The organism is Sphingomonas sp. (assembly GCF_036387595.1).
Lineage (GTDB): Bacteria > Pseudomonadota > Alphaproteobacteria > Sphingomonadales > Sphingomonadaceae > Sphingomonas.
This window is the reverse complement of sequence record NZ_DASVTL010000036.1, coordinates 41,913-63,590: the sequence shown is the minus strand read 5'-3', so window position 1 is coordinate 63,590 and position 21,678 is coordinate 41,913. Positions and strand designations below refer to the sequence as shown.

Annotated in this window: 18 protein-coding genes; 13 read left to right on the top strand and 5 right to left on the bottom strand. The window is 66.4% G+C overall.

Translation table 11 applies throughout. The features are described 5' to 3' along the window. From VF643_RS03530 to rbfA, 5 genes are all read left to right on the top strand, one after another. Positions 1 to 859: transcription termination/antitermination protein NusA (locus VF643_RS03530; RefSeq protein WP_331041987.1), on the top strand; the 859-nt coding region annotated here is incomplete at its 5' end. Then, positions 859 to 1,083, top strand: a complete 225-nt coding sequence (locus tag VF643_RS03525; RefSeq protein WP_331041986.1) for a 4-oxalocrotonate tautomerase family protein — start codon at positions 859 to 861, stop codon at positions 1,081 to 1,083. The genes VF643_RS03530 and VF643_RS03525, both read left to right, overlap by 1 nt. 138 nt (positions 1,084 to 1,221) lie before the next feature. Continuing rightward, positions 1,222 to 1,971, top strand: a complete 750-nt coding sequence (locus tag VF643_RS03520) for a DUF448 domain-containing protein (protein ID WP_331041985.1) — start codon at positions 1,222 to 1,224, stop codon at positions 1,969 to 1,971. Continuing rightward, positions 1,968 to 4,772, top strand: coding sequence for a translation initiation factor IF-2 (gene infB / locus VF643_RS03515; RefSeq protein ID WP_331041984.1), 2,805 nt, complete (start codon positions 1,968 to 1,970; stop codon positions 4,770 to 4,772). Before VF643_RS03520 ends, infB begins: the two co-directional genes overlap by 4 nt. 136 nt (positions 4,773 to 4,908) lie before the next feature. Continuing rightward, positions 4,909 to 5,295 carry a 30S ribosome-binding factor RbfA gene (gene rbfA, locus VF643_RS03510; RefSeq protein WP_414713785.1) on the top strand — a complete coding sequence of 129 codons (387 nt, stop codon included), beginning with the start codon at positions 4,909 to 4,911 and terminating at the stop codon, positions 5,293 to 5,295. 394 nt (positions 5,296 to 5,689) lie between these two features. Here the strand turns inward: rbfA and VF643_RS03505 are convergent, their stop codons facing one another. Beyond that, positions 5,690 to 6,031 (bottom strand): hypothetical protein, encoded by a 342-nt coding sequence (locus VF643_RS03505; RefSeq protein ID WP_331041983.1) that lies wholly within the window; start codon positions 6,029 to 6,031, stop codon positions 5,690 to 5,692. 30 nt (positions 6,032 to 6,061) lie between these two features. Here VF643_RS03505 and VF643_RS03500 point away from each other — a divergent pair, with 30 nt between their 5' ends. From VF643_RS03500 to VF643_RS03475, 6 genes are all read left to right on the top strand, one after another. Beyond that, entirely contained in the window at positions 6,062 to 6,664 is a 603-nt protein-coding gene (locus tag VF643_RS03500) for a thymidine kinase (protein WP_331041982.1), read from the top strand. Continuing rightward, complete coding sequence (gene truB, locus VF643_RS03495) at positions 6,664 to 7,668, top strand: tRNA pseudouridine(55) synthase TruB (RefSeq protein ID WP_331041981.1); 1,005 nt, start codon at positions 6,664 to 6,666, stop codon at positions 7,666 to 7,668. Before VF643_RS03500 ends, truB begins: the two co-directional genes overlap by 1 nt. Positions 7,669 to 7,688: 20 nt before the next feature. After that, the gene (gene rpsO, locus VF643_RS03490) at positions 7,689 to 7,958 is read left to right on the top strand and encodes a 30S ribosomal protein S15 (protein ID WP_331041980.1); all 270 of its coding nucleotides are present in this window, start codon (positions 7,689 to 7,691) and stop codon (positions 7,956 to 7,958) included. Positions 7,959 to 8,110: 152 nt separating this feature from the next. Beyond that, a complete protein-coding gene (pnp, locus tag VF643_RS03485) occupies positions 8,111 to 10,498 on the top strand; it encodes a polyribonucleotide nucleotidyltransferase (protein ID WP_331041979.1) in 2,388 nt (795 codons plus the stop codon). A gap of 219 nt (positions 10,499 to 10,717) precedes the next feature. Beyond that, positions 10,718 to 11,719 carry a threonine aldolase family protein gene (locus VF643_RS03480; RefSeq protein ID WP_331041978.1) on the top strand — a complete coding sequence of 334 codons (1,002 nt, stop codon included), beginning with the start codon at positions 10,718 to 10,720 and terminating at the stop codon, positions 11,717 to 11,719. Then, positions 11,716 to 12,630 carry a DMT family transporter gene (locus VF643_RS03475; protein ID WP_331041977.1) on the top strand — a complete coding sequence of 305 codons (915 nt, stop codon included), beginning with the start codon at positions 11,716 to 11,718 and terminating at the stop codon, positions 12,628 to 12,630. Before VF643_RS03480 ends, VF643_RS03475 begins: the two co-directional genes overlap by 4 nt. Here the strand turns inward: VF643_RS03475 and VF643_RS03470 are convergent. Then, positions 12,540 to 13,370 (bottom strand): NAD(P)-dependent oxidoreductase, encoded by an 831-nt coding sequence (locus VF643_RS03470; protein WP_331041976.1) that lies wholly within the window; start codon positions 13,368 to 13,370, stop codon positions 12,540 to 12,542. The two genes, VF643_RS03475 and VF643_RS03470, sit on opposite strands and share 91 nt — an antisense overlap. Beyond that, entirely contained in the window at positions 13,367 to 15,046 is a 1,680-nt protein-coding gene (locus VF643_RS03465) for a M20/M25/M40 family metallo-hydrolase (protein WP_331041975.1), read from the bottom strand. The genes VF643_RS03470 and VF643_RS03465 overlap by 4 nt, the downstream gene beginning before the upstream one ends. A 121-nt stretch (positions 15,047 to 15,167) precedes the next feature. Between VF643_RS03465 and pepN the strand changes: the two genes are divergently transcribed. After that, complete coding sequence (pepN, locus tag VF643_RS03460; protein ID WP_331041990.1) at positions 15,168 to 17,762, top strand: aminopeptidase N; 2,595 nt, start codon at positions 15,168 to 15,170, stop codon at positions 17,760 to 17,762. A gap of 128 nt (positions 17,763 to 17,890) precedes the next feature. Here pepN and VF643_RS03455 read toward each other — a convergent pair whose 3' ends face one another. Beyond that, entirely contained in the window at positions 17,891 to 18,391 is a 501-nt protein-coding gene (locus tag VF643_RS03455; RefSeq protein ID WP_331041974.1) for a MucR family transcriptional regulator, read from the bottom strand. Positions 18,392 to 18,795: 404 nt separating this feature from the next. After that, positions 18,796 to 19,806, bottom strand: coding sequence for an adenosine deaminase (locus VF643_RS03450; protein WP_331041973.1), 1,011 nt, complete (start codon positions 19,804 to 19,806; stop codon positions 18,796 to 18,798). Positions 19,807 to 19,976: 170 nt separating this feature from the next. On the opposite strand from VF643_RS03450, the gene VF643_RS03445 reads away from it, so the two are divergent. Continuing rightward, positions 19,977 to 21,611, top strand: coding sequence for a TldD/PmbA family protein (locus VF643_RS03445; protein ID WP_331041972.1), 1,635 nt, complete (start codon positions 19,977 to 19,979; stop codon positions 21,609 to 21,611). The last annotated feature ends 67 nt before the right edge of the window (positions 21,612 to 21,678 follow it).

Here is a 21,678-nt window from a genome sequence, read left to right as displayed (position 1 = left end):
CTGCGTCGGCATGAAGGGCAGCCGCGTCCAGGCGGTGGTGCAGGAAATGCAGGGCGAGAAGATCGACATCATCCCCTGGTCCCCCGACACCGCGACCTTCGTCGTCAACGCGCTCCAGCCCGCCAGCGTCAGCCGCGTCGTGATCGACGAGGAAGAGGATCGGATCGAAGTCGTCGTTCCCGACGACCAGCTTTCACTGGCGATCGGCCGCCGCGGCCAGAACGTCCGCCTCGCCAGCCAGTTGACCGGCAAGGCGATCGACATCCTGACCGAGCAGGACGCATCCGAGAAGCGCCAGAAGGAATTCACCGAACGCACCGAGATGTTCCAGACCGAACTGGACGTCGACGAGACGCTGGCGCAGTTGCTCGTCGCCGAGGGTTTCGGCGTGCTCGAGGAGGTCGCCTATGTCGAACTCGACGAGATCGCGAGCATCGAGGGCTTCGACGAAGACCTGGGCCAGGAACTCCAGAGCCGCGCGCTCGAAGCGCTCGACCGCCGCGAGGCCGCGAACCGCGAGGAGCGGACCGCGATGGGCGTCGAGGATGCGCTGGGCGAACTGCCCTATATCACCGAGGCGATGCTGGTCACCCTGGGCAAGGCGGGGATCAAGACGCTGGACGATCTCGCCGATCTGGCGACCGACGAACTGGTCGAGAAGAAGCGCCAGGAGCAGCGCCGCCGCAACGAGGACGCCCCCAAGCGCCCCGAGCACAAGGGCGGCATCCTCAGCGAATACGGCCTGACCGACGAACAGGGCAACGAGATCATCATGGCCGCCCGCGCGCATTGGTTCGCGGACGAGGAGCCGGCCGCCGAGCCGGAAGCCGCAGAAGCATCGGAGGACGAGCAGGCCTGATGCCGTTCGTGTCGATCCGGATGGCGGGCAGCGCCACGCGTGCGCAGAAGGCGGCGATCGTCGACGACGTCACGCGCTCGCTCGTCACGCGGCGGGGCAAGAACCCGGCCGCGGTCCAGATCGTGATCGAGGAAGTGTCGCTCGAGAATTACGGCGCCGGCGGCCAGCTGATCGCCGACCGCGACTCGCCGAAGGGAGACGCTAATGCGGCCCCTTCCCGATGATTCGCACCAGCTAGAACTGTCCTCACCCTTCCCACTCGCCTGCGGCGAGCGGGCCCCTTCCCTCTCCCGTCGGGAGAGGGAGAGACGCGAAGCGTCGACGGGTGAGGACAGGGTAATACGCGCTGGCGGAGGTCGCTTATGACCGACCCCATCCGCTCCTGCATCCTCACCCGCGACCGCGACGTCCGCGACAACCTCGTCCGTCTGGCTCTCGCCCCCGATGGCCAGATCCTGCCCGACGTGCGCGCCAAGGCCCCCGGCCGCGGCGCGTGGATCGGCGTGTCGCGCGCCGAGCTGGAAACCGCGCTCGCCAAGGGCAGGCTCAAGGGCGTGCTCGCCCGCGCGTTCAAGACCGCCGACTTCACGATTCTCCCCGATCTGCCGCAGCGGATCGCCGACGCGCTCGAACGCAACGCGCTCGACCGGCTCGGGCTGGAGGCGCGGTCGGGCACCCTGCTCACCGGCTCCGACAAGATCGCCTCGGCCGCGCGCGGCGGCCAGCTTCACGCGCTCTATCACGCCGCCGATGCCGCCGCCGACGGCGCGGGCAAGCTCGCGCAGGCGTGGCGAGTCGGCTCCGACCGCGAAGGTTCGGACCTCAGGGGCTTGGCGTTGCCGGTGCCGCGCACCATATTGGCGTTGGCGCTGGGGCGTGAGAATGTGGTACACATCGGCTTGACCGACCGCGCTGCGGCGAAGCGGGTGAGCGATGCGCTCGACCGCTGGCTGCATTTCATCGGATTTACACCCTTCAGGGCCTCTCCGGAACAACCGAGTTCCGAAGAATCCCTGTCGCCACCTTGCGAAACGGCCTCGCAGGGAGCATCGGCCCCCGGTTCATCCGGGACAGACCGACCGGCCGTACGTACGCACGAGGAATTTGAGTGAGCGAGACCGACAACGACAAGCCGAAGCTGGGCATGCGCGCGCCATTGGGCGTGAAGCGCACGGTCGAGACCGGCAAGGTGAAGCAGAGCTTCAGCCACGGCCGCTCGAACACGGTGATCGTGGAGACGAAGAAGGCGCGCGTCCTGCGCCGTCCGGGCGATCCCATGCCCGTCGCCGAGGCGCCGCAAGCTGCGCCGCCACCTGCGCCCGCGCCTGCTCCCGTGGCAGCGACGGCGCCGCCGGTACGCGCACCCGCCGGGGAAACGCCGCAGGAACGTCAGGCGAGACTGCTTCGCGAAGCGGCCGAAGGCCGCATGTCCGCGATGGAGGACGCCCGCCGTCGCGAGGAAAGCGATCGTCAGCGCGCGGTCGAAGACGAGCGTCGCCGCACGGAGGAACGTGCCCAAGCTGCCGCTGCGCCAATCGAAGCACCGCAGCCCGCGCCTGTCGCTGTGCCGGAGTCCGCTCCTGCGCCGGTCGAGGCCGCCGCGCCGGCGCCCACAGTGACGGGCACCGCGCGTCCGTTCAAGCCGGTCGAACGTCCGGTCATCCAGGCGCCTGCACCGGCGCCCGCGGCGGAACCTTCGGCCCCCGCCGCACCGGCTCCCGAGCCGGTGGCTGTGATCGCCGAGCCTGCGCCCGCTGCCGCGCCGACGCCAGCCGCACCGCCCCCGGTGGTCGGACTCGCCCGCGACCCGTCGATGCCGGCACCTCGCCGGTTCTCGCCGGTTGCACGTCCGGTTCCTCCGCCCCCGCCGCCGCCCAAGGAGGCTCCCGCACCCGCCGCTGCGGCCCCCGCGGCGCAGGCCGGCGCAGGTGGCCCACGTCCGCTGCCCAGCGGCCAGGCCACGCCGCGCAACGCGCCGCCGAGCCGTCCGCAGCAGCGCGACCGCAAGGGCGACGATCGCCGCCAGTCGGGCAAGCTCACGGTCAACCGCGCGCTCGGCGACGACGGTGCGCGTTCGCGCAGCCTCGCGGCGCTCAAGCGTGCCCGTGAAAAGGAAAAGCGTACTTATGGCGGCGCCCGCGAGGCGCAGGCCAAGCAGATTCGCGACGTCCAGGTTCCCGAGGCGATCACCGTCCAGGAACTCGCCAACCGCATGGCCGAAAAGGGCGCCGACCTGGTCAAGACGCTGTTCAAGATGGGTTCGCCCGTCACGATGAATCAGCTGATCGACCAGGATACCGCGGAACTGCTGGTCACCGAATTCGGTCACAACATCGTCCGTGTCAGCGACAGCGACATCGACCTCGCGGTCGACACCGAAAGCGATGCGGTCGAATCGCTGCGTCCCCGCCCCCCGGTCGTCACGATCATGGGTCACGTCGATCACGGCAAGACGAGCCTGCTCGACGCGCTGCGTGGCACCGACGTGGTGCGCGGCGAAGCCGGCGGCATCACCCAGCACATCGGTGCGTATCAGGTGACGCTGAAGGACAAGTCGAAGATCACCTTCCTCGACACGCCGGGCCATGAGGCGTTCAGCCAGATGCGCGCGCGCGGTGCCGACGTCACCGATATCGTCGTGCTGGTGGTCGCCGCCGACGACGGCCTGATGCCGCAGACGGTGGAGGCGATCGCCCACACCAAGGCGGCGGGCGTGCCGATGATCGTCGCGATCAACAAGATCGACAAGGACGGCGCCAATCCGCAAAAGGTGCGCGAGCGCCTGCTGAGCGAGGAAGTCGTGGTCGAGGAAATGGGCGGCGACGTCCAGGACGTCGAGGTATCCGCGCTCAAGAAGACCGGTCTCGACGAACTGATCGAGAAGATCCTGCTCCAGGCCGAGTTGCTCGAACTCGCCGCCAACCCCGATCGTCCGGCCGAGGGCACGGTGATCGAGGCCAAGCTCGACAAGGGCCGCGGTCCGGTCGCGACGGTGCTGGTCAACCGCGGCACGCTCAAGGTCGGCGACATCTTCGTCGTCGGCGCCGAGAGCGGCAAGGTCCGCGCGCTGGTCGACGACAAGGGCCGCCAGGTCAAGGAAGCCGGGCCGGCGATGCCGGTCGAGATCCTCGGCCTGTCGGGCGTGCCGTCGGCAGGCGATCCGCTCCAGGTCGTCGAAAACGAGGCACGCGCCCGCGAGGTCGCCGAATATCGCGCCAGCGTCATCACCAACAAGCGTACCACGTCGGCCCCGGCCAGCCTGGAATCGATGTTCTCGGCGATGAAGGAAAAGCAGGCGATCGAATATCCGCTGGTCGTGAAGGCGGATACGCAAGGGACGGTCGAGGCGATCGTCGGTGCGATCAACAAGATCAGCACCGAGGCGATTCGCGCGCGCATCCTGCATTCGGGCGTCGGCGGCATCACCGAGAGCGACGTGACGCTGGCAGCCGCCAGCGGCGCGCCGATCATCGGCTTCAACGTCCGCGCCAACGCCAAGGCACGCGAGATCGCCGAACGGCAGAAGGTGGCGCTCAAATATTACGACGTCATCTACACGCTGACGGACGATATCCGCGCCGGCATGGCGGGCGAGCTTGGCCCAGAGGCGTTCGAAACGGTCGTCGGCCGCGCCGAAATCCGCGAGGTCTTCTCGGCGGGCAAGCACGGCAAGGCCGCTGGTCTGCTCGTCACCGAAGGCACCATCCGCAAGGCGCTCAAGGCGCGCATCACGCGTGCCGACGTCATCATCTACCAGGGCGAGATCGCCTCGCTGCGCCGTTTCAAGGACGACGTGCCGGAGGTCCGCGCAGGCCTGGAGTGCGGCGTGACGTTCACGTCGAACTTCGTCGACATCAAGGCGGGCGACTTCCTGGAGACGTTCGAAGTCGAGATGCGCGAACGCACGCTTTAATCACTCCCTCTCCCCTCGGGGGAGAGGGTCGGGGAGAGGGGCCGTCACGCGGGCTGTCGCTCTCGAGACTGCCCCTCTCCCGCGCTTCGCTTCGCTCGCTTGCCCTTCCCCCGCAAGCGGGGAGAGGGAGACGATAATGAACACCGACAAGCCCGAAAAGTCCGTCCGCACGTTGCGCGTCGGCGAACAGATGCGCCACATCCTGTCGGAGATCCTGGCGCGCGGCGACGTCCATGACGATACGCTAGCGAAACACATGGTCTCGGTCACCGAGGTCCGCATGTCCCCCGACCTGCGCCATGCGACGGTGTTCGTGAAGCCGCTCCTCGGCCGCGACGAGGCGGCCGTGCTGAAGGCGCTGCGCACCAACACCGCCTATCTCCAGCGCGAGGTGGCGGCGCGGGTGCAGATGAAATATGCCGCCAAGCTGAAATTCCTGGCCGACGAGAGCTTCGACGAAGGCAGCCATATCGACGCGCTGTTGAGGAAGCCCGAGGTTGCGCGAGACCTGGAAGACGGTTGATCGTGTCCCGCGGATCGAGAGTGGAAGAATTTCAGCTCTGCAATGCAGTCGGCAATGAGCTGGTCATATGGCTCGAACCGTGGGCGCAGGAATTTGTGCTGCCACCACGAGCTGTTTTGCTACTTCGTTGCGTGTCAGATGGCGACACTGATCCGCTACCGGAAATCGAGACTTCGGAAGGTGTCATCAAAGTCTGGGGACGGGCAGCAGCCGCATCGCCGTTCTAATCGACGGAGTAGATCAGGACAGCTTCTCGGCGAGCTATGCGGCGCCCGACACCGGCTTGCTGTTAACCCGTGACTTCGTCAATCTTGTCTTCAGCAATCATCCGGAAGCCCGCCCGGGAGGCTTACCTCTTTCATCAACCCCGCCCAATGAAGGCTGGTGGCGACGACTAATCCGCAAGTTCAAGAAAGTAATTTAGAAGAGCGGGGTCGTCCGCCCACGCCGGCGGTTTCGACTCGTCCGTTCCATGAGCCTTCGCCACCAGCGAAGCTACCGCATCGTCCGGGCTTTGCCCGGCAGCGATCCAGGGCGGCGGCCTGCTCCAGAACACGCCACACGTCACGTCGTCAGAACCCGGACCGTTCTCCATGAGCCATTGCCCGCGCATCTTGTTTTCGAGCAGCTCGTCAGCACACGCCACCGCCCACCAGCATCCGCCGCTATAGACGCCCTGATATCGGTCTTCCACCACCATGATCGGGTAAAGGTTTATCGGAGGATCGCTGGACATTGTCGTCCCTTACGGCTCTTGGAGCACCTGATGGCCAAGCTCTATTTCTACTATGCCAGCATGAATGCCGGAAAGTCGACCACCCTCCTCCAGGCCGACTTCAACTATCGCGAGCGGGGCATGCGCACGATGCTGTTCACCGCCGCGGTGGACGAGCGGGCCGGGCATGGCGTGATCGCCTCGCGGCTCGGGGTCGAGGCGCCGGCGACGCCGTTCGACGCCGATACCGACCTCGCCGCGCTGGCCGAGGCAGAGCACGCGCACGCTCCCCTCGCCTGCATCCTCGTTGACGAGGCGCAGTTCTTGAGCGTACCCCAGGTCGACCAGCTCGCATACCTGGCGGACATCGTCGGCATCCCAGTCCTCGCCTATGGCCTGCGCACCGATTTCGTCGGCGACCTGTTCGAGGGGGCGGCACGCTTGCTGGCGCTGGCGGACGCGCTGGTCGAGATCAAGTCGGTGTGCGACTGCGGACGCAAGGCGACGATGAACCTGCGCATCGACGCGCAAGGCCATGCGGTCGCGCACGGCCGCCAGACCGAGATCGGCGGCAACGACCGCTATGTCGCCTTATGCCGCAGGCACTTCAACGAAGCGCTCGGCCGCAAGCATTGCGCCGAGGCACGCGGCTGATGCACGGCTGGATCATCCTCGACAAGCCGCTCGGGCTCGGCTCGACGCAAGGCGTGTCCGCGGTCAAGCGCGCTCTGCGCCAGGGCGGCTATGCCAAGGCAAAGGTCGGCCACGGCGGCACGCTCGATCCGTTGGCCACCGGCGTGCTGCCGATCGCGATCGGCGAGGCGACCAAGCTGGCCGGGCGCTTGCTCGACAGCGACAAGATCTACGATTTCACGATTGCGTTCGGCGAACAGACCGACACGCTGGACGCGGAAGGGGCGGTGATCGCGACCAGTGACCTGCGCCCGACCGCGGCGCAGGTCGCGGCAATCCTGCCCCGCTTCACCGGCGCGATCGCCCAGGTGCCGCCCGCTTATTCCGCGCTCAAGATCGACGGCGAGCGCGCCTACGACCGCGCGCGTGCCGGCGAGGACGTGGTGCTCGCCAGCCGCGACGTGGTGATCCACGCCCTCCATTCGTCCCCACATCGTGGGGAGGGGGACCGTTCGCCGAAGGCGAATGGTGGAGGGGGGGCCGCCACGAGCGGATCACCCGGCGGCGAACCCCCTCCACCATCGCTTCGCGATGGTCCCCCTCCCCGTCCCGGGGAGGAATTGCACGGCATCACCCTAACCGCCCATGTCTCCAAGGGCACCTATATCCGCAGCCTGGCGCGCGACATCGCGCTGGCGCTCGGCACGGTCGGCTACGTCACCATGTTGCGCCGGACGAAGGCGGGTCCGTTCGACCTCACACAGGCGATATCGCTGGACAAACTCGATGAAGCCGCTAAGGCGCGCGATCTTGAATACTTACTCCTGCCATTGAGGGCGGGGCTGGACGACATCCCGGCTCTACCCCTCACCCCCGACCAGGCAGGAGCGCTCCGACAGGGGCGCCTATTGGCCGGGATCGTCGCAGACGATGGCCAACACTTCGCGATGCTGGACTGCGTTCCCGTCGCGCTCGTCGAGGTTCTGGACCGCGAGGTCCGCGTCGTCCGCGGGTTCAATCTTTAGACGATGTCGAAGGAATACACATGACGATCACCGCAGAGCGCAAGACCGAACTCGTAAAGGAACATGCCCGCGCCGAGGGCGACACCGGTTCGCCCGAAGTCCAGGTCGCGATCCTCACCGAGCGCATCCGCAACCTGACCGAGCATTTCAAGGGTCACAAGAAGGACAACCATTCGCGCCGCGGGCTGCTGATGATGGTCAACAAGCGGCGCACGCTGCTCGACTATCTGCGCAAGACCGAAGGCCAGCGGTATCTGGACCTGATCGCGAAGCTCGGCCTTCGCAAGTAACAAGGGCGCCTTCGGGCGCCCTTCTCGTATTCGCCGCGCCGCAATCCGGCGACGCGGCATGGGGCGACAACGCGCCTCACACCGACGCAGGCCGGCTTAGCCTGCACTAGAGGCCCCGCACGCATTTGGCGTCGCGGAGTGAAGGAAATAAGATGTTCGATACGAAAACCGTTACGACGAAGTGGGGCGACAAGACGCTGACCCTCGAAACCGGCCGCGTCGCGCGCCAGGCCGATGGCGCAGTCCTCGCAACCCTGGGCGAAACCGTCGTACTGTGCGCGGTCACCGCCGCGCGCTCGATCAAGGAGGGCCAGGATTTCTTCCCGCTCACCGTCCATTATCAGGAAAAGTTCTCCGCCAGCGGCCGCATCCCCGGCGGCTTCTTCAAGCGCGAGCGCGGCGCCACCGAAAAGGAGACGCTGACCAGCCGTCTCATCGACCGCCCGATCCGCCCGCTGTTCCCCGAAGGCTTCCTGAACGAGATCAACGTGATCTGCCAGGTGCTCAGCTATGACGGCGAGAACGAGCCCGATATCCTCGCGATGGTGGCCGCATCCGCCGCGCTGACCATCTCGGGCGTGCCCTTCATGGGGCCGATCGGCGCCGCGCGCGTCGGATATGTCGATGGCGATTACATCCTCAACCCGACGCTGGACCAGGTGAAGACCGGCGATCTCGACCTCGTCGTCGCCGCCACGCAGAATGCGGTGATGATGGTCGAATCCGAAGCCAAGGAGCTGTCGGAAGACGTCATGCTCGGCGCGGTGATGTTCGCGCACAAGGCGTCGCAGCAGGTGATCGACGCGATCATCGACCTCGCCGAACAGGCCGCCAAGGAGCCCTGGGAGCTGAAGGCCGGGATCGACACCGCCGCGGTGAAGGCCAGGCTGAAGGCGATCATCGGCGACGACCTGACCGCCGCCTATAAGCTGCGCGACAAGCAGCAGCGCCAGAACGCGATCAACGACGCCCGCGCCAAGGCGCGCGCCGAGATGGAAGCGACCAAGACCGAGAACCCGGCCGAATATCTCGCGAGCCTCAAGCTCGTGAAGAAGCTCGAAGCCGATATCGTCCGCGGCGCGATCCTGAAGGACGGCATCCGCATCGACGGCCGCAACACCAAGCAGATTCGCCCGATCGAGGCGATGGTCCACTTCCTGCCGCGCGCGCACGGTTCGGCGCTGTTCACCCGCGGCGAGACGCAGGCGATCTGCACCACGACGCTCGGCACCCGCGACGCGGAGCAGATGATCGACGGCCTGAACGGCCTGTCCTACGAAAACTTCATGCTCCATTACAATTTCCCGCCGTATTCGGTCGGTGAAGTCGGCCGCTTCGGCGCGCCGGGGCGCCGCGAAGTCGGCCACGGCAAGCTCGCCTGGCGCGCGCTGCACCCGGTACTGCCGTCGAAGGAGGATTTCCCCTACACGATCCGTGTCCTGTCCGACATCACCGAGAGCAACGGCTCGTCGTCGATGGCGACGGTGTGCGGCGGTTCGCTCAGCATGATGGACGCCGGCGTGCCGCTCAAGCGCCCCGTCTCGGGCATCGCGATGGGCCTGATCCTGGAGGGCAGGGACTTCGCGGTGCTCAGCGACATCCTCGGGGACGAGGATCACCTCGGCGACATGGACTTCAAGGTGGCCGGCACCAGCGAGGGCATCACCTCGCTGCAGATGGACATCAAGATCGCCGGCATCACCGAGGAGATCATGAAGGTCGCGCTCGCCCAGGCCAACGAAGGCCGTGCGCATATTCTGAACGAGATGGCGCGCGCGCTCGACCACACGCGTGAGGAGCTGTCGGCACACGCACCGCGGATCGAGAGCTTCACGATCGACAAGTCGAAGATCCGCGAAGTCATCGGCACCGGCGGCAAGGTGATCCGCGAGATCGTCGCGACCACCGGCGCCAAGGTCGACATCGACGACGAGGGAGTCATCAAGGTCTCGTCCTCCGACCCCGCGCAGATCGAAGCCGCGATCAAGTGGATCAAGGGCCTGGTCGAGGAAGCCGAAGTCGGCAAGGTCTATGACGGCAAGGTCGTCAACATGGTCGATTTCGGCGCGTTCGTGAACTTCATGGGTGGCAAGGACGGTCTCGTCCACGTCTCCGAAATCCGCAACGAGCGGGTCGAGAAGGTCTCGGATGCGCTGACCGAGGGCCAGGCGGTCAAGGTCAAGGTTCTCGAGATCGACCCGCGGGGCAAGGTTCGCCTGTCGATGCGCGTCGTCGATCAGGAAACCGGCGCCGAGCTGGAGGATACCCGTCCGGCCCGCGAACCCCGTGAGGGCGGCGACCGCGGCCCGCGCGGCCCACGCCGCGACGGCGGTGGCGGTGGCGACCGTGGTCCGCGCAGCGGCGGCGGCGGCGGAGATCGCGGCCCCCGCGGTGAAGGCGGCGACCGCGGCCCGCGCCGCGACCGCGGCGACCGTGGTCCCCGCCCCGAAGGCGGCGCCCCCCGCGCCGAGCGTTCGGGCAACGAAGACGGCCCCGCGCCGGAATTCGCACCCGCCTTCCTGACGGGCGATCGCGACTGATCGGCTTTGCGTAAGCGATGACCGACGACAAGGGATCCGGGCGACCGGATCCCTTTTTCGTTCGTGGCGGCCACTGGATAGTCGACCCGGAGCAGGGCCGGGGTTTGGCTTCGTTCAGCCATGCAAGAACCCGGAACCGCCAGACCGGCGCATGCCTCTCCCCGCCTTGAGGCTCACCCCAATGTTGACGCACGCTCGCACCCGCAGCATGCGTCACCGATGCGCTTCTTCTCCGACAACGCCGCCCCCGTCCATCCGCAGGTGATGGCGGCGATGGCTGCCGCCAACACGCTCGACACCGCCTATGACGGCGACGCGCTCAGCCGTAGCCTGGACGCGCGGCTTTCCGCGGTGTTCGAGACCGACGTACGCGTGATCTGGGTGCCCAGCGGCACCGCCGCAAATGCCCTTGCGCTCGCCGCGATGTGCCCGCCACACGGCGGGGTGGTCTGCCACCGCGACGCGCACATCCAGAACGACGAATGCGGGGCGCCGGAATTCTACACCCACGGCGCCAAGCTGCTGCTGGCCGAAGGAGACGGCGCCAAGGTAGCGCCGGAGACGCTCGCCGCCGTGATCGACGCCATCGCCAACGACGTTCACCGGGTCCAGCCGCATGCGATCTCGATCACCAACGCCACCGAGTACGGCCGCGTCTATGCGCCGCACGAGGTCGCCGCCATCGGCGCCTTGGCGAAGGCGAAGGGCCTGAGCCTCCACATGGACGGCGCCCGCTTCGCCAATGCGGTGTCGACGCTCGGCTGTTCACCCGCCGATGTCACCTGGCGCGCTGGCGTCGACGCGCTCAGCTTCGGCTTCGTCAAGAACGGTGCGATGAGCGCCGAGGCGCTGGTGTTCTTCCGCACCGACCTGTTCGGCGCCACCTTGCAGCGCCGCAAGCGGGCCGGGCTGCTGCTCAGCAAGGGCCGTTATCTCGCGGCGCAGGTGCTGGCGATGCTCGATGGCGACCTGTGGCTCGATACCGCACGCGCCGCCAACGCCGCCGCGGCCACGCTGGCGGCAAGCGCAGGCGCGCGCCTGATCCACCCCGTCGAGGCCAATGAAGTCTTCCTGCGCGCCACTCCGGAGGAGGCGGCTCGGCTGCGCGACGCAGGCTTCGACTTCTATGATTGGGCGGAAGGCGAAGTCCGCTTGGTCACCGCCTGGGACACAGACCCGGCGCACGTCGCGGCGCTGGCCGCGGCGATCGCAGCCCTGTGAGCGCAACCCCCGTACAATCGACACGCGCGGCGATCCTCATTCCATTCGCGATCGTCACCCTGCTTTGGGGATCGACCTGGATCGTCATCCGCGATCAGATCGCGGTCGTGCCGGCCTCCTGGTCGATCTCGTACCGCTTCCTGATCGGCGGCGTCGCCATGGCCGTCTATGCGCTGGCAAAGGGCGAGCGGCTGGCACTCGGCGCGCGCGGCTGGGGGTTTGCGGCCATCCTGGGCACCGCGCAATTTGTCCTCAATTTCAACTTCGTTTATCGGGCGGAAGGCTACATCACCTCGGGGCTGGTCGCGGTCGTGTTCGGCATGCTGCTGATCCCCAATGCCCTGTTCGCGCGCATCTTCCTCGGACAGCGCATGGGACGGCAGTTGATCGCGGGATCGGCGGTTGCGATGGCGGGCGTGGCCTTGCTGTTCGTGCACGAGACGCGCAGCGACCCCAACGGCCCTGCCGCCTCCCTGATCGGGATCGGGCTGACCTTGTGTGCCATCGTCTCGGCCTCCACCGCCAACGTCATGCAGGCGAGCGAAACCGCCAAGCGCTATCCGATGGCCTCGGTGCTTGCGGTCGCGATGCTGATCGGCGCCGCTATCGACGCCGCCTTTGCCTTCGCCACCGCGGGGTCGCCGACGTTCGAATGGCGCGCCGGCTATATCCTGGGCATCCTCTACCTCGGGCTGTTCGCGTCGGCGGTGGCGTTCACGCTCTATTTCCAGGTTATCCGCGCGATTGGCCCGGCGAAGGCGGCCTATTCCGGCGTGATCGTGCCGGTCATCGCGATGCTGCTGTCGACCGTGTTCGAGAGTTACCGCTGGTCGCCACTCGCGCTCGCCGGGGCGGTGCTCGCCGGGATCGGGCTGGTCATCGCGCTGAGGGCTCGCAGGCCCGCGCGGTAATCGGGGTAGAGCGGACGCCAGCCGAGCAGTCTTTTGGCCTTCGCATTGGCGACCCGCCGGTTTTCCGCATAAAAGCCACGCGCCATCGGCGACAGCGTCTCCAGCGCCACGAGCGGCGGCGGCGGCAGGCCAAGCAACCGCGCCGCGAAGCTCACGACGTCGTCCTGCGAACACGGCCCGTCGTCGGCGAGGTTATAGGCCCCCGGCGGCCCGTCGAACCCGGCGATCACCCCGGCCACGATGTCCTCGACATGAACCCGGCTGAACACCTGATCCCCCAGCCCGGTCAGATGCGCCTTGCCCTCGCGCACCCGCTCCAGCGCCGAACGCCCCGGTCCGTAGATACCCGGCAGCCGGAACACCCGCGCCCCGAGCGCGAGCCAGTCCGCATCGGCGCGCACCCGCGCGGCCCGCCGCCCGCCCCCCGCCGGCGCGGTCTCGTCGACCCAGGCACCCTGCGCATCGCCGTACACGCCGGTGGACGACAGATACCCGATCCACGTCCGCGCACGCACCAGCGCCGCTCCATAGGCCGCGAGCACCGGATCGACTCCGTCTGCCGGCGGCACCGAAGACAGGATGTGCGTGGCGGTGGCGATCTCCCGCGCGATTCCCTGCGAGTCGTCGAAGCGCAACGTCCCGCCGCGCCCGTCGCGCGTCGTTCCGGTCACCGTCCACCCCGACAAACGCGCCGCAATCGCCTGCGCGGTATAGCCCAGCCCGAAAACCAGCAGCCTCACTTCACCGCCATCCGCCCTTTGTAGAGCGTGCCGAAATAATCGCCGCGGTTCCACACCGGTCGCTCCTCCCCGTCGGCGATCTCGCGCGCGATGCGGTAGTTGATGTCGACGAAGCGCACGCCCTGGTCCCACAGGATCGGCTGATTCACGTCGTCACACGGCTTGTGATAGCACCCCGCCAGGAACGCCTCGCTCGCCGCCTTGCCCGCGTTCGCCGGCCCAGGCCAGAGGAAGACCGACGGCACGCCCTTCTCGACGAAGCGGAAATGATCCGATCGCACGAAGATGCCCTGCTCGGGGATAGGATCGGGCGACAAGGCCACGCCCACCGCGGCGGCGGCGCGGCGCACGATCGGCCCCAAAGTCGATCGCTCCGCGCCGAACGCCACCATATCCTCGAACCGGTAGAGCAGGATCGGCATGTCCAGGTTCACATCCGCAACGATATGCTCCAGCGGAACAGTCGGATGTTCGGCGAAATACTGGCTCCCGATCAGCCCCTTCTCCTCCGCAGTCACCGCCAGGAACAAGATCGAGCGCTTGGGCGCCACCCCGCTCGCCTTGAACCGCTTTGCTTCCTCGATAAGGCTGGCGATGCCGACCGCATCGTCGAGCGCGCCGTTGTTGATCCGGTCGCCTTCGCTTCCGGAGGATACGCCGATGTGGTCCAGATGCGCCGAAAGCACGATGACCTCGCGCCCGACCTTGGGGTCGCTGCCCGGTATTATCCCCGCTACGTTGGAACTTCGCGCCGCCGCGAATGCGGTCTTCGTCGCCGCCGACAATGTGCCAACCAGCCGCGTAGCCGTGTAGGCGGGTTGAGGCTTGGCGGCCTCGGCGACCACCGCGGCCCAGGGCATGCGCGCGCCACCGAACAGCTTAGCCGCCCCTGCCGGAAACAAGGTGCCCAGCAACGCGATCGACGCCTCGGCATGGCCGGTGCCGTCGGCGTTCGCCCACGTGACGCGCGCGGCTCGATACGCGGTGGCACTGCGCGTCACGTCGGCCGGCGTTGCCTTCGGGCTGGCGATCTGGATCACCGCCACCGCCCCGCGCGCCGCCGCCGTCTGCAACTTGGTACGCGGCGATCCGAAGAAAGCCCGCTCCTCGCCCCCGAACCGCGTCGGCGCGCCGCCCAGATACGCGACGATCTTGCCGCGCACATCGACCCCGCGGTAATCGTCCTGGCCGTATTGCGGCGCCCGAATACCATATCCGACGAATACCACCGGCGCCGCGATCGACTGCGCTGCTCTGGTCGGGTTGCCGGCGGGCACATAATCCTGCCCGAACACCAGCCGTTCGCCCGAACCCTTGCGCCGCGTCCAGACGAACTCGCCCTCCCCTGCCGCCGTGTACGTGACCAGCGGCACCTGCTGCAGGTAACCGCCCTCGTCGCCCGCAGGCTTCAGCCCCGCGGCATGGAATTGCGCAGCGACATATTGCGCAGCGATGTCATATTCTGGGCTTCCCGCCTCGCGCCCCCGCATAGCGTCGGACGCGAGAAAGAGGACATGCGCCTTCAGCGCCGCCTGATCGTCGGGAAGCGGGGCGTAGAGCCTAGCATTGATCGCTGCGACCGACAGCGGTTTGGCCGGAGCCGCAGGCGGCGTCTGCGCCTGTAGGGGCAACCCCGCGAACACCATCATCGAAACTGCTGCAAACCTGCGAACCATCGGAAAAACCTTCGCCGGAACAAGCCTTCGTCGGTAGCAGAGCGCAACGACCATGCAATCCTCCCCCCGTGCAGGATCGAACGGGCTGGCAGCTTCACCGCCACCCTCTATATCCATCCTCATGGACATGCAGACCAGCCCCAGCCGCCCCGCGCTCGCCCCGCAGCCGATCCGTCGCGCCGACTACACGCCGCCGGCCTGGCTCGTGCCCGATGTGTCGCTGGAATTTCACCTGGACCCTGCCGCCACCCGTGTCCGCGCCACCCTTTCCGTCGTCCGCAACGGCACGTCGCATGATCTTCGCCTCGACGGTGCCGGGCAGACGCCGCTGTCGGTGCTGGTCGACGGCGTCGCGGTGAACGACTGGCGGATCGAGGGCGACCAGCTCGTCATACCGCTCACCGGCCCCGCGCACACGATCGTGACGGAAGTGAAGATCGCCCCCGATCGCAATACCCAGTTGATGGGCCTCTATGCCAGCGGGGGAAATCTGTGCACCCAGTGCGAGGCAGAGGGCTTCCGGCGCATCACCTGGTTCCCGGACCGCCCCGACGTGCTCAGCACCTACCGCGTGCGGATGACCGCAGATGCCACGCGTTTTCCCGTCTTGCTCGCCAACGGCGATCCCATCGCGCAGGGCAAGCTCGACGACGGCCGCCACTGGGCGGAGTGGAACGATCCCTTTCCCAAGCCATCCTATCTCTTCGCGCTCGTCGCTGGCGATCTGGCCGTCAATCGCGGCACCTTCACGACCATGTCGGGGCGCGACGTGGAACTCGGCATCTGGGTGCGAGAAGCCGACCTAGCGCGTACCGAACACGCCCTCCACGCGTTGAAACTGGCGATGGCGTGGGACGAGCGCACCTACGGGCGTGAATATGATCTCGACGTGTTCAACATCGTTGCCGTCGACGATTTTAATTTCGGCGCGATGGAGAACAAGGGGCTGAACATCTTCAACAGCCGTTACATCCTGGCCGATCCCGACACCGCCACCGACTACGATTACGATTCCATCGCCGCAGTCGTCGCGCACGAATACTTTCACAACTGGTCGGGCAACCGCATCACCTGCCGCGACTGGTTCCAGCTGAGCCTGAAGGAAGGGTTCACCGTCTACCGCGACCAGGGTTTCTCGGCGGATCAGGGTTCGGCCGCGGTCAAGCGGATCGAGGATGTCCGCGGCCTTCGCGCCGCGCAGTTCCCGGAGGATTCCGGCCCGCTCGCGCACCCGGTTCGCCCCGACAGCTATCTCGAAATCAGCAACTTTTATACCGCCACTATCTATAACAAAGGCGCCGAGATCGTCCGGATGTTGGCGACGATCCTCGGGCCGCAGACATTCCGCGCCGCGACCGACCTGTATTTTCAGCGGTTCGACAACACCGCCGCCACCTGCGAAGATTTCGTCGCGTGCATGGAGGAGGCAGGCGACATCGACCTGACCCAATTCCGCTTGTGGTACAGTCAGGCCGGCACCCCGCGGGTCGCCGCGTCGCTCGACCACAAAGGGGGTCGCGCCACGCTGACCCTAGCGCAGACGGTGCCACCGACCCCGGGTCAGCCGGTCAAGCAGCCGATGGTCCTGCCCCTGAAGTTGCGCCTGTTCGGTGCCGAAACCGGCCGGCCGCTGACCGACGAACAACTTATCCTGCTCGACCGTGCGGACGCCGCGCTTACCTTCGAAGGCCTTCCGGAACGTCCGATACTGTCGGTCAATCGCGGTTTCTCCGCGCCTGTGGCGATCGAAAGCGATCGTACCGCCGCCGATCTCGCCTTCCTCAGCGCGCACGACGACGATCCGTTCGCGCGCTATGAAGCGATGCAGCAACTCATGCTCGATACGCTCGTCGCGAGCGCCGCCCACGGGCGCGCGGACCATGACGCGGTCGTCGCCGCAGTCCGCAACACCCTCGCCGATCCGATGCTCGATCGCGCCTTCGTCGCCGAGGCCGTGCTGCTTCCGTCAGAGAATTTCATTGGCGACCAGATGCCGCTTGTCGATCCCGAGGCCATCTTCCGCGCACGTGAATCGTTGCGCCGCGATCTCGGCCGCGCGCTCGCCGATCAATGGCGAACCGCGCTCGAACAGGCACCGACCGGCCCTTACGAATTTACCCCCGACGCCAAAGGCTGCCGCCGCCTGCGCAACGTCGCCTTGGGCTACATCGCCGCCAGCGGCGCGGCCGACGCCGACGCGCTCGCCTTCGCGCAGTTCGAAGCGGCCGACAACATGACCGACCGCCAGGGTGCGCTGACCACGCTAGCGAGCGGCACGTCGGACAGGCGCGTCGCCGCGCTCGACATCTTCTACAATCGCTATTTGAGCAATGCGCTTGTGCTCGACAAATGGTTTCAGACCCAGGCGCTTGCGAGCCGGGACGACACGGCCACGATCGTCGCCGATCTGGCGCATCACCGCGATTTTACCCTGTCCAACCCAAATCGCGCCCGCGCGCTCATCGGCGCCTTCGGAGTCAACCAGCGCGCCTTCCACACCCCCGGCGGCGGCGGCTACCGGTTCCTGGCGGACCAGCTGATCGCGCTTGATGCGCTGAACCCGCAGACGGCGGCCAAATTGCTGCCGCCGTTGGGCCGCTGGCGCCGCTTCGCCGAACCACGCGCCGCGCTGATGCGCGCAGAACTGCAAAGGATCGTGGAGACGCCGGGCTTGTCGAAGGACACGTTCGAACAAGCGTCCAAGAGCCTGGATTGACCCACGGCGCAGGCAGCACGGCATTCCCATTTCTCGCTGGTCAGGCGTGAACGCCTCGTCACAGGCATGAAAAAAGGCCGCGGACGTCAACGTCCGCGGCCTCTATCGGCATGGTGAAATCGGGAAGACTACGCCTCCACGTTCGCCGCCGCCTTGCGCTTACGCGGCGCAGGTGCGGGAGCCGCGTCCTCGACGGGCTTGCGCGCACCGGGCTTGCGGCCGAGTCCGATCTTCTTGGCCATCGCACGGCGGCTTTCCGAATAATTCTCGGCAACCATCGGATAATCGGCCTTCAGGCCATAACGCTCGCGATATTCGGCGGGCGTCATGCCGTGCGTCGCCAGATGACGACGCAAAGTCTTATAGGGCTTGCCGTCGATCATCGAGATGATGTGGTCCTTCGACGCGAGCGACTTCCGCGCCGATACAGCGGGCGTATATTCCGCCACGGACTCGGCCGGAGCCGGCGCAGCGGTTCGCCCGAAGAGCATCGAGACGGTCTCGTGCATCTTTCCGAGGAATGCCGGAACATCTTCGGCAGTGGTACGTGTGTTGGGATTGCCCAACCATGCAATCGTCAGTTCGGTTGCCAGCTCCACGGCGCTGGTGTCGTTTTGATCTTCGTTCATCTAATACTCCTGCCGTCTGGTCACTAGCGACGTGACAACGGACGTCAATGTCTTATTTGTACGAATACGACACGCACAGCATGATGAACGCCGCTTCAGCCTCGCGGATTTGTATGGGGACCGGGCTGCTTCCTTGGAAGTCACAATGTAGTTGGGCAGCAAACACGCCTAGCCTTGACGCTACGGTTGGCGCGCGGCGCCGCTTGAAGGGTACGTGCTTGTGCGGTCATGGCCGAGGGTGCGGCGATCATGACGCATACGATCAGGTCGTCTGGCCGGCCAGCATCGACGGCGATAGTACCACGCCGGCCTCGGCTACCGAAAACAAAGCACGGGCCGTCAGGACATCAGACGCTCGGGTTTTCTTGGGCTCGCAGAGCACGACGCGGGTCAGCACACGCTCATCAATGCGCCTTCACGAAGGCATCGAGTCGCTCCAGCTGTGCGGGCAGCGCGGTGTCGTCGATGAAGCTGCCAAGGAAGCTGTTACGCGCCAGCGTCACCATCTGTTCGCGCGACAACGCGCGCGCGGCCGCGAGTTGTCGGAAGTTATCGCCGATATAGCCGCCGAAATACGCCGGGTCGTCCGAATGGATCGTGGCGCGCAGGCCCAGATCGAGCATGCGGTCGATCGGATGGACGTCAAGCGAGGCGACGTTGCGCAGCGCGACGTTGGATAGCGGGCACACGGTCAGCGTCATCGCGTCGCGCGCCAGCCGCGCCACGAGCGCCGGATCTTCGAGCGAGCGATTGCCGTGGTCTATCCGGTCGACGTGGAGCACATCCAGTGCTTCGCGGACATAGGCGGGCGGCCCCTCTTCTCCGGCATGCGCGCACAGTTTCAGCCCGCGCTCGCGTGATGCGGCGAAGACCCGCGCGAACTTCGACGGCGGATGGCCGACCTCGGAGGAATCGAGTCCGACACCGACCAGACGATCCAGCCACGGCTCGGCCTGGGCAAGGGTAGCGAACGCATCCTCCTCGTCCAAGTGGCGCAGATAGCTCATGATGAGGCCCACCGTCATCCCGTGCTTGGCGCGCGCCGCGTCGATCCCGGCAAGCAGGCCGCGCGCGACGACGTCGAACGCTATGCCCCGATGCGTGTGGGTCTGCGGATCGAAGAAGATTTCCGCATGGACGACGCCGTCCGCTGCCGCCCGATCGAAATAGGCGAGCGCCAAATCGTGGAAATCCTCCTCGGTTCGCAGCACCTCGGCACCCGCATAATAGATGTCGAGAAAACTCTGGAGGTCGGTGAAGCTGTACGCGGCGCGTACCGCGTCGACGCTGGCAAACGGAATGGCCACGCGATTGCGTGCCGCGAGCGCAAACATCATCTCGGGTTCCAGACTACCCTCGATATGCAGGTGGAGTTCGGCCTTGGGCAGCGCGGTCAGGAAGGCGTCGTCGATCATGATGGTCTCCGGTTCGCCGTCGACGCTATCGCCGCTTCGGCGACGCGGCAACCGCTGGTCGGGCGCGCGCGCGAAAGTACGACAGCCTCATTCACCAATTGACGCCCCGACCGTCGGCATTAGGATGAGACTTCAAGGGGCAGCAGCCCGGCATCCCCTGGAGTGTGACCGTGCACAGACGTGACTTTCTCACCGCCTCCGGCGTCGCCTTGGGCAGCGGCATGGTGCCCGCGTTCCTGGGCCGCGCGATCGCCGCGCAGGATCTGATCTCGGTCCTCGACATGGGCTTCAAGAAGCGCCTCGCCGATGCCGCGCTCAATGCGGCTACACAGGGCGGGGCCAGCTATTGCGACGTCCGTGTCGGGCGTTATCTGCGTCAGTTTGTCATCACCCGCGAAGCCAATGTCGAAAACGTCGTGAACACAGAATCGACCGGCGTCGGCATCCGGGTCATCGCGGGCGGTGCTTGGGGTTTTGCAGCGACCAACGATCTGTCGCCGGACGCCGTCGCCGCCGCCGCGCGTCAGGCGACCGCGATTGCCAGGGCCAATGCCAGGGCGCAGACCGCACCGGTCCAGCTCGCCTCGGTCAAAGGCGTCGGCGAGGTGTCTTGGAAGACGCCGATCGTCAAGAATTCGATGGCCGTGCCGATCAAGGACAAGGCGGACCTGCTGCTGGGCATCAATGCCGCCGCGCAGGCCGCGGGTGCCAGTTTCGTCGCCTCGCGCCTGTTCCTGGTCAACGAACAGAAGTATTTCGCCTCCACCGACGGATCGTACATCGACCAGGACGTTCACCGCATCTGGGCCCCCTTCACCGTCACCGCGATTGACAAGCAGACGGGCAAGTTCCGCACCCGCGACGGCTTGTCCGCGCCGATGGGTATGGGGTTCGAATATCTCGACGGCCGTGCGAAGGATAAGGTCGTCGCCCCGAATGGGGTGGTCAGCTACGGCATGTCCTACGACATCAAGGAGGACGCGGTCGCCGCCGCCCGGCAGGCGCGCGAAAAGCTGAGCGCTCCGTCAGTGAAGCCGGGCAAATACGACCTCGTGCTCGATCCTAATAATCTGGGTCTCACGATCCACGAATCGGTAGGTCACCCGACCGAACTCGATCGTGTGCTGGGCTATGAAGCCAATTACGCGGGCACCAGCTTCGCCACCCTCGACAAGCGCGAATCCGGTTTCCAATATGGCAGCCCGCTGGTCACCATCGTCGCCGACAAGACGCAGCCCGGCAGCCTGGGGGCAGTACGCTACGACGACGAAGGCGTTGCCACCAAGCGCTGGGACATCATCCGCGACGGCAAGCTCGTCGATTACCAGGCCACGCGCGACCAGGCACACATCCTCCGCAAGACCGCATCGGACGGATGCAGCTATGCCGACAGCTGGTCCAGCGTGCAGTTCCAGCGGATGGCCAACGTATCGCTGCTGCCGGGCAAGAAGAAGATGAGCGCGGCCGATATGATCGCCGGCGTCGACAACGGCATCTACATCCTGGGCCGCGGATCATTCTCGATCGACCAGCAGCGCTACAACGCGCAATTCGGGGGGCAGCTGTTCTACGAGATCAAGAACGGCAAGATCACCCAGCCGCTCGCCGACGTCGCCTATCAGATCCGCACCCCCGAATTCTGGAACGCGTGCAGCGCGATCTGCGACGAAAGCGATTACCGGCTGTTCGGATCGTTCTTCGATGGCAAGGGCCAGCCCTCTCAGGTCTCTGCGGTCAGCCATGGATCGGCGACGACCCGGTTCAACGGGATAAACGTCATCAACACCGCCCGGTCGCTGGGCTGATGGAGCTATTCATCATTGGCTCGACAGCGCGAATTGACGTCGCGAAGCGTTTGAGCGATGTAAGACA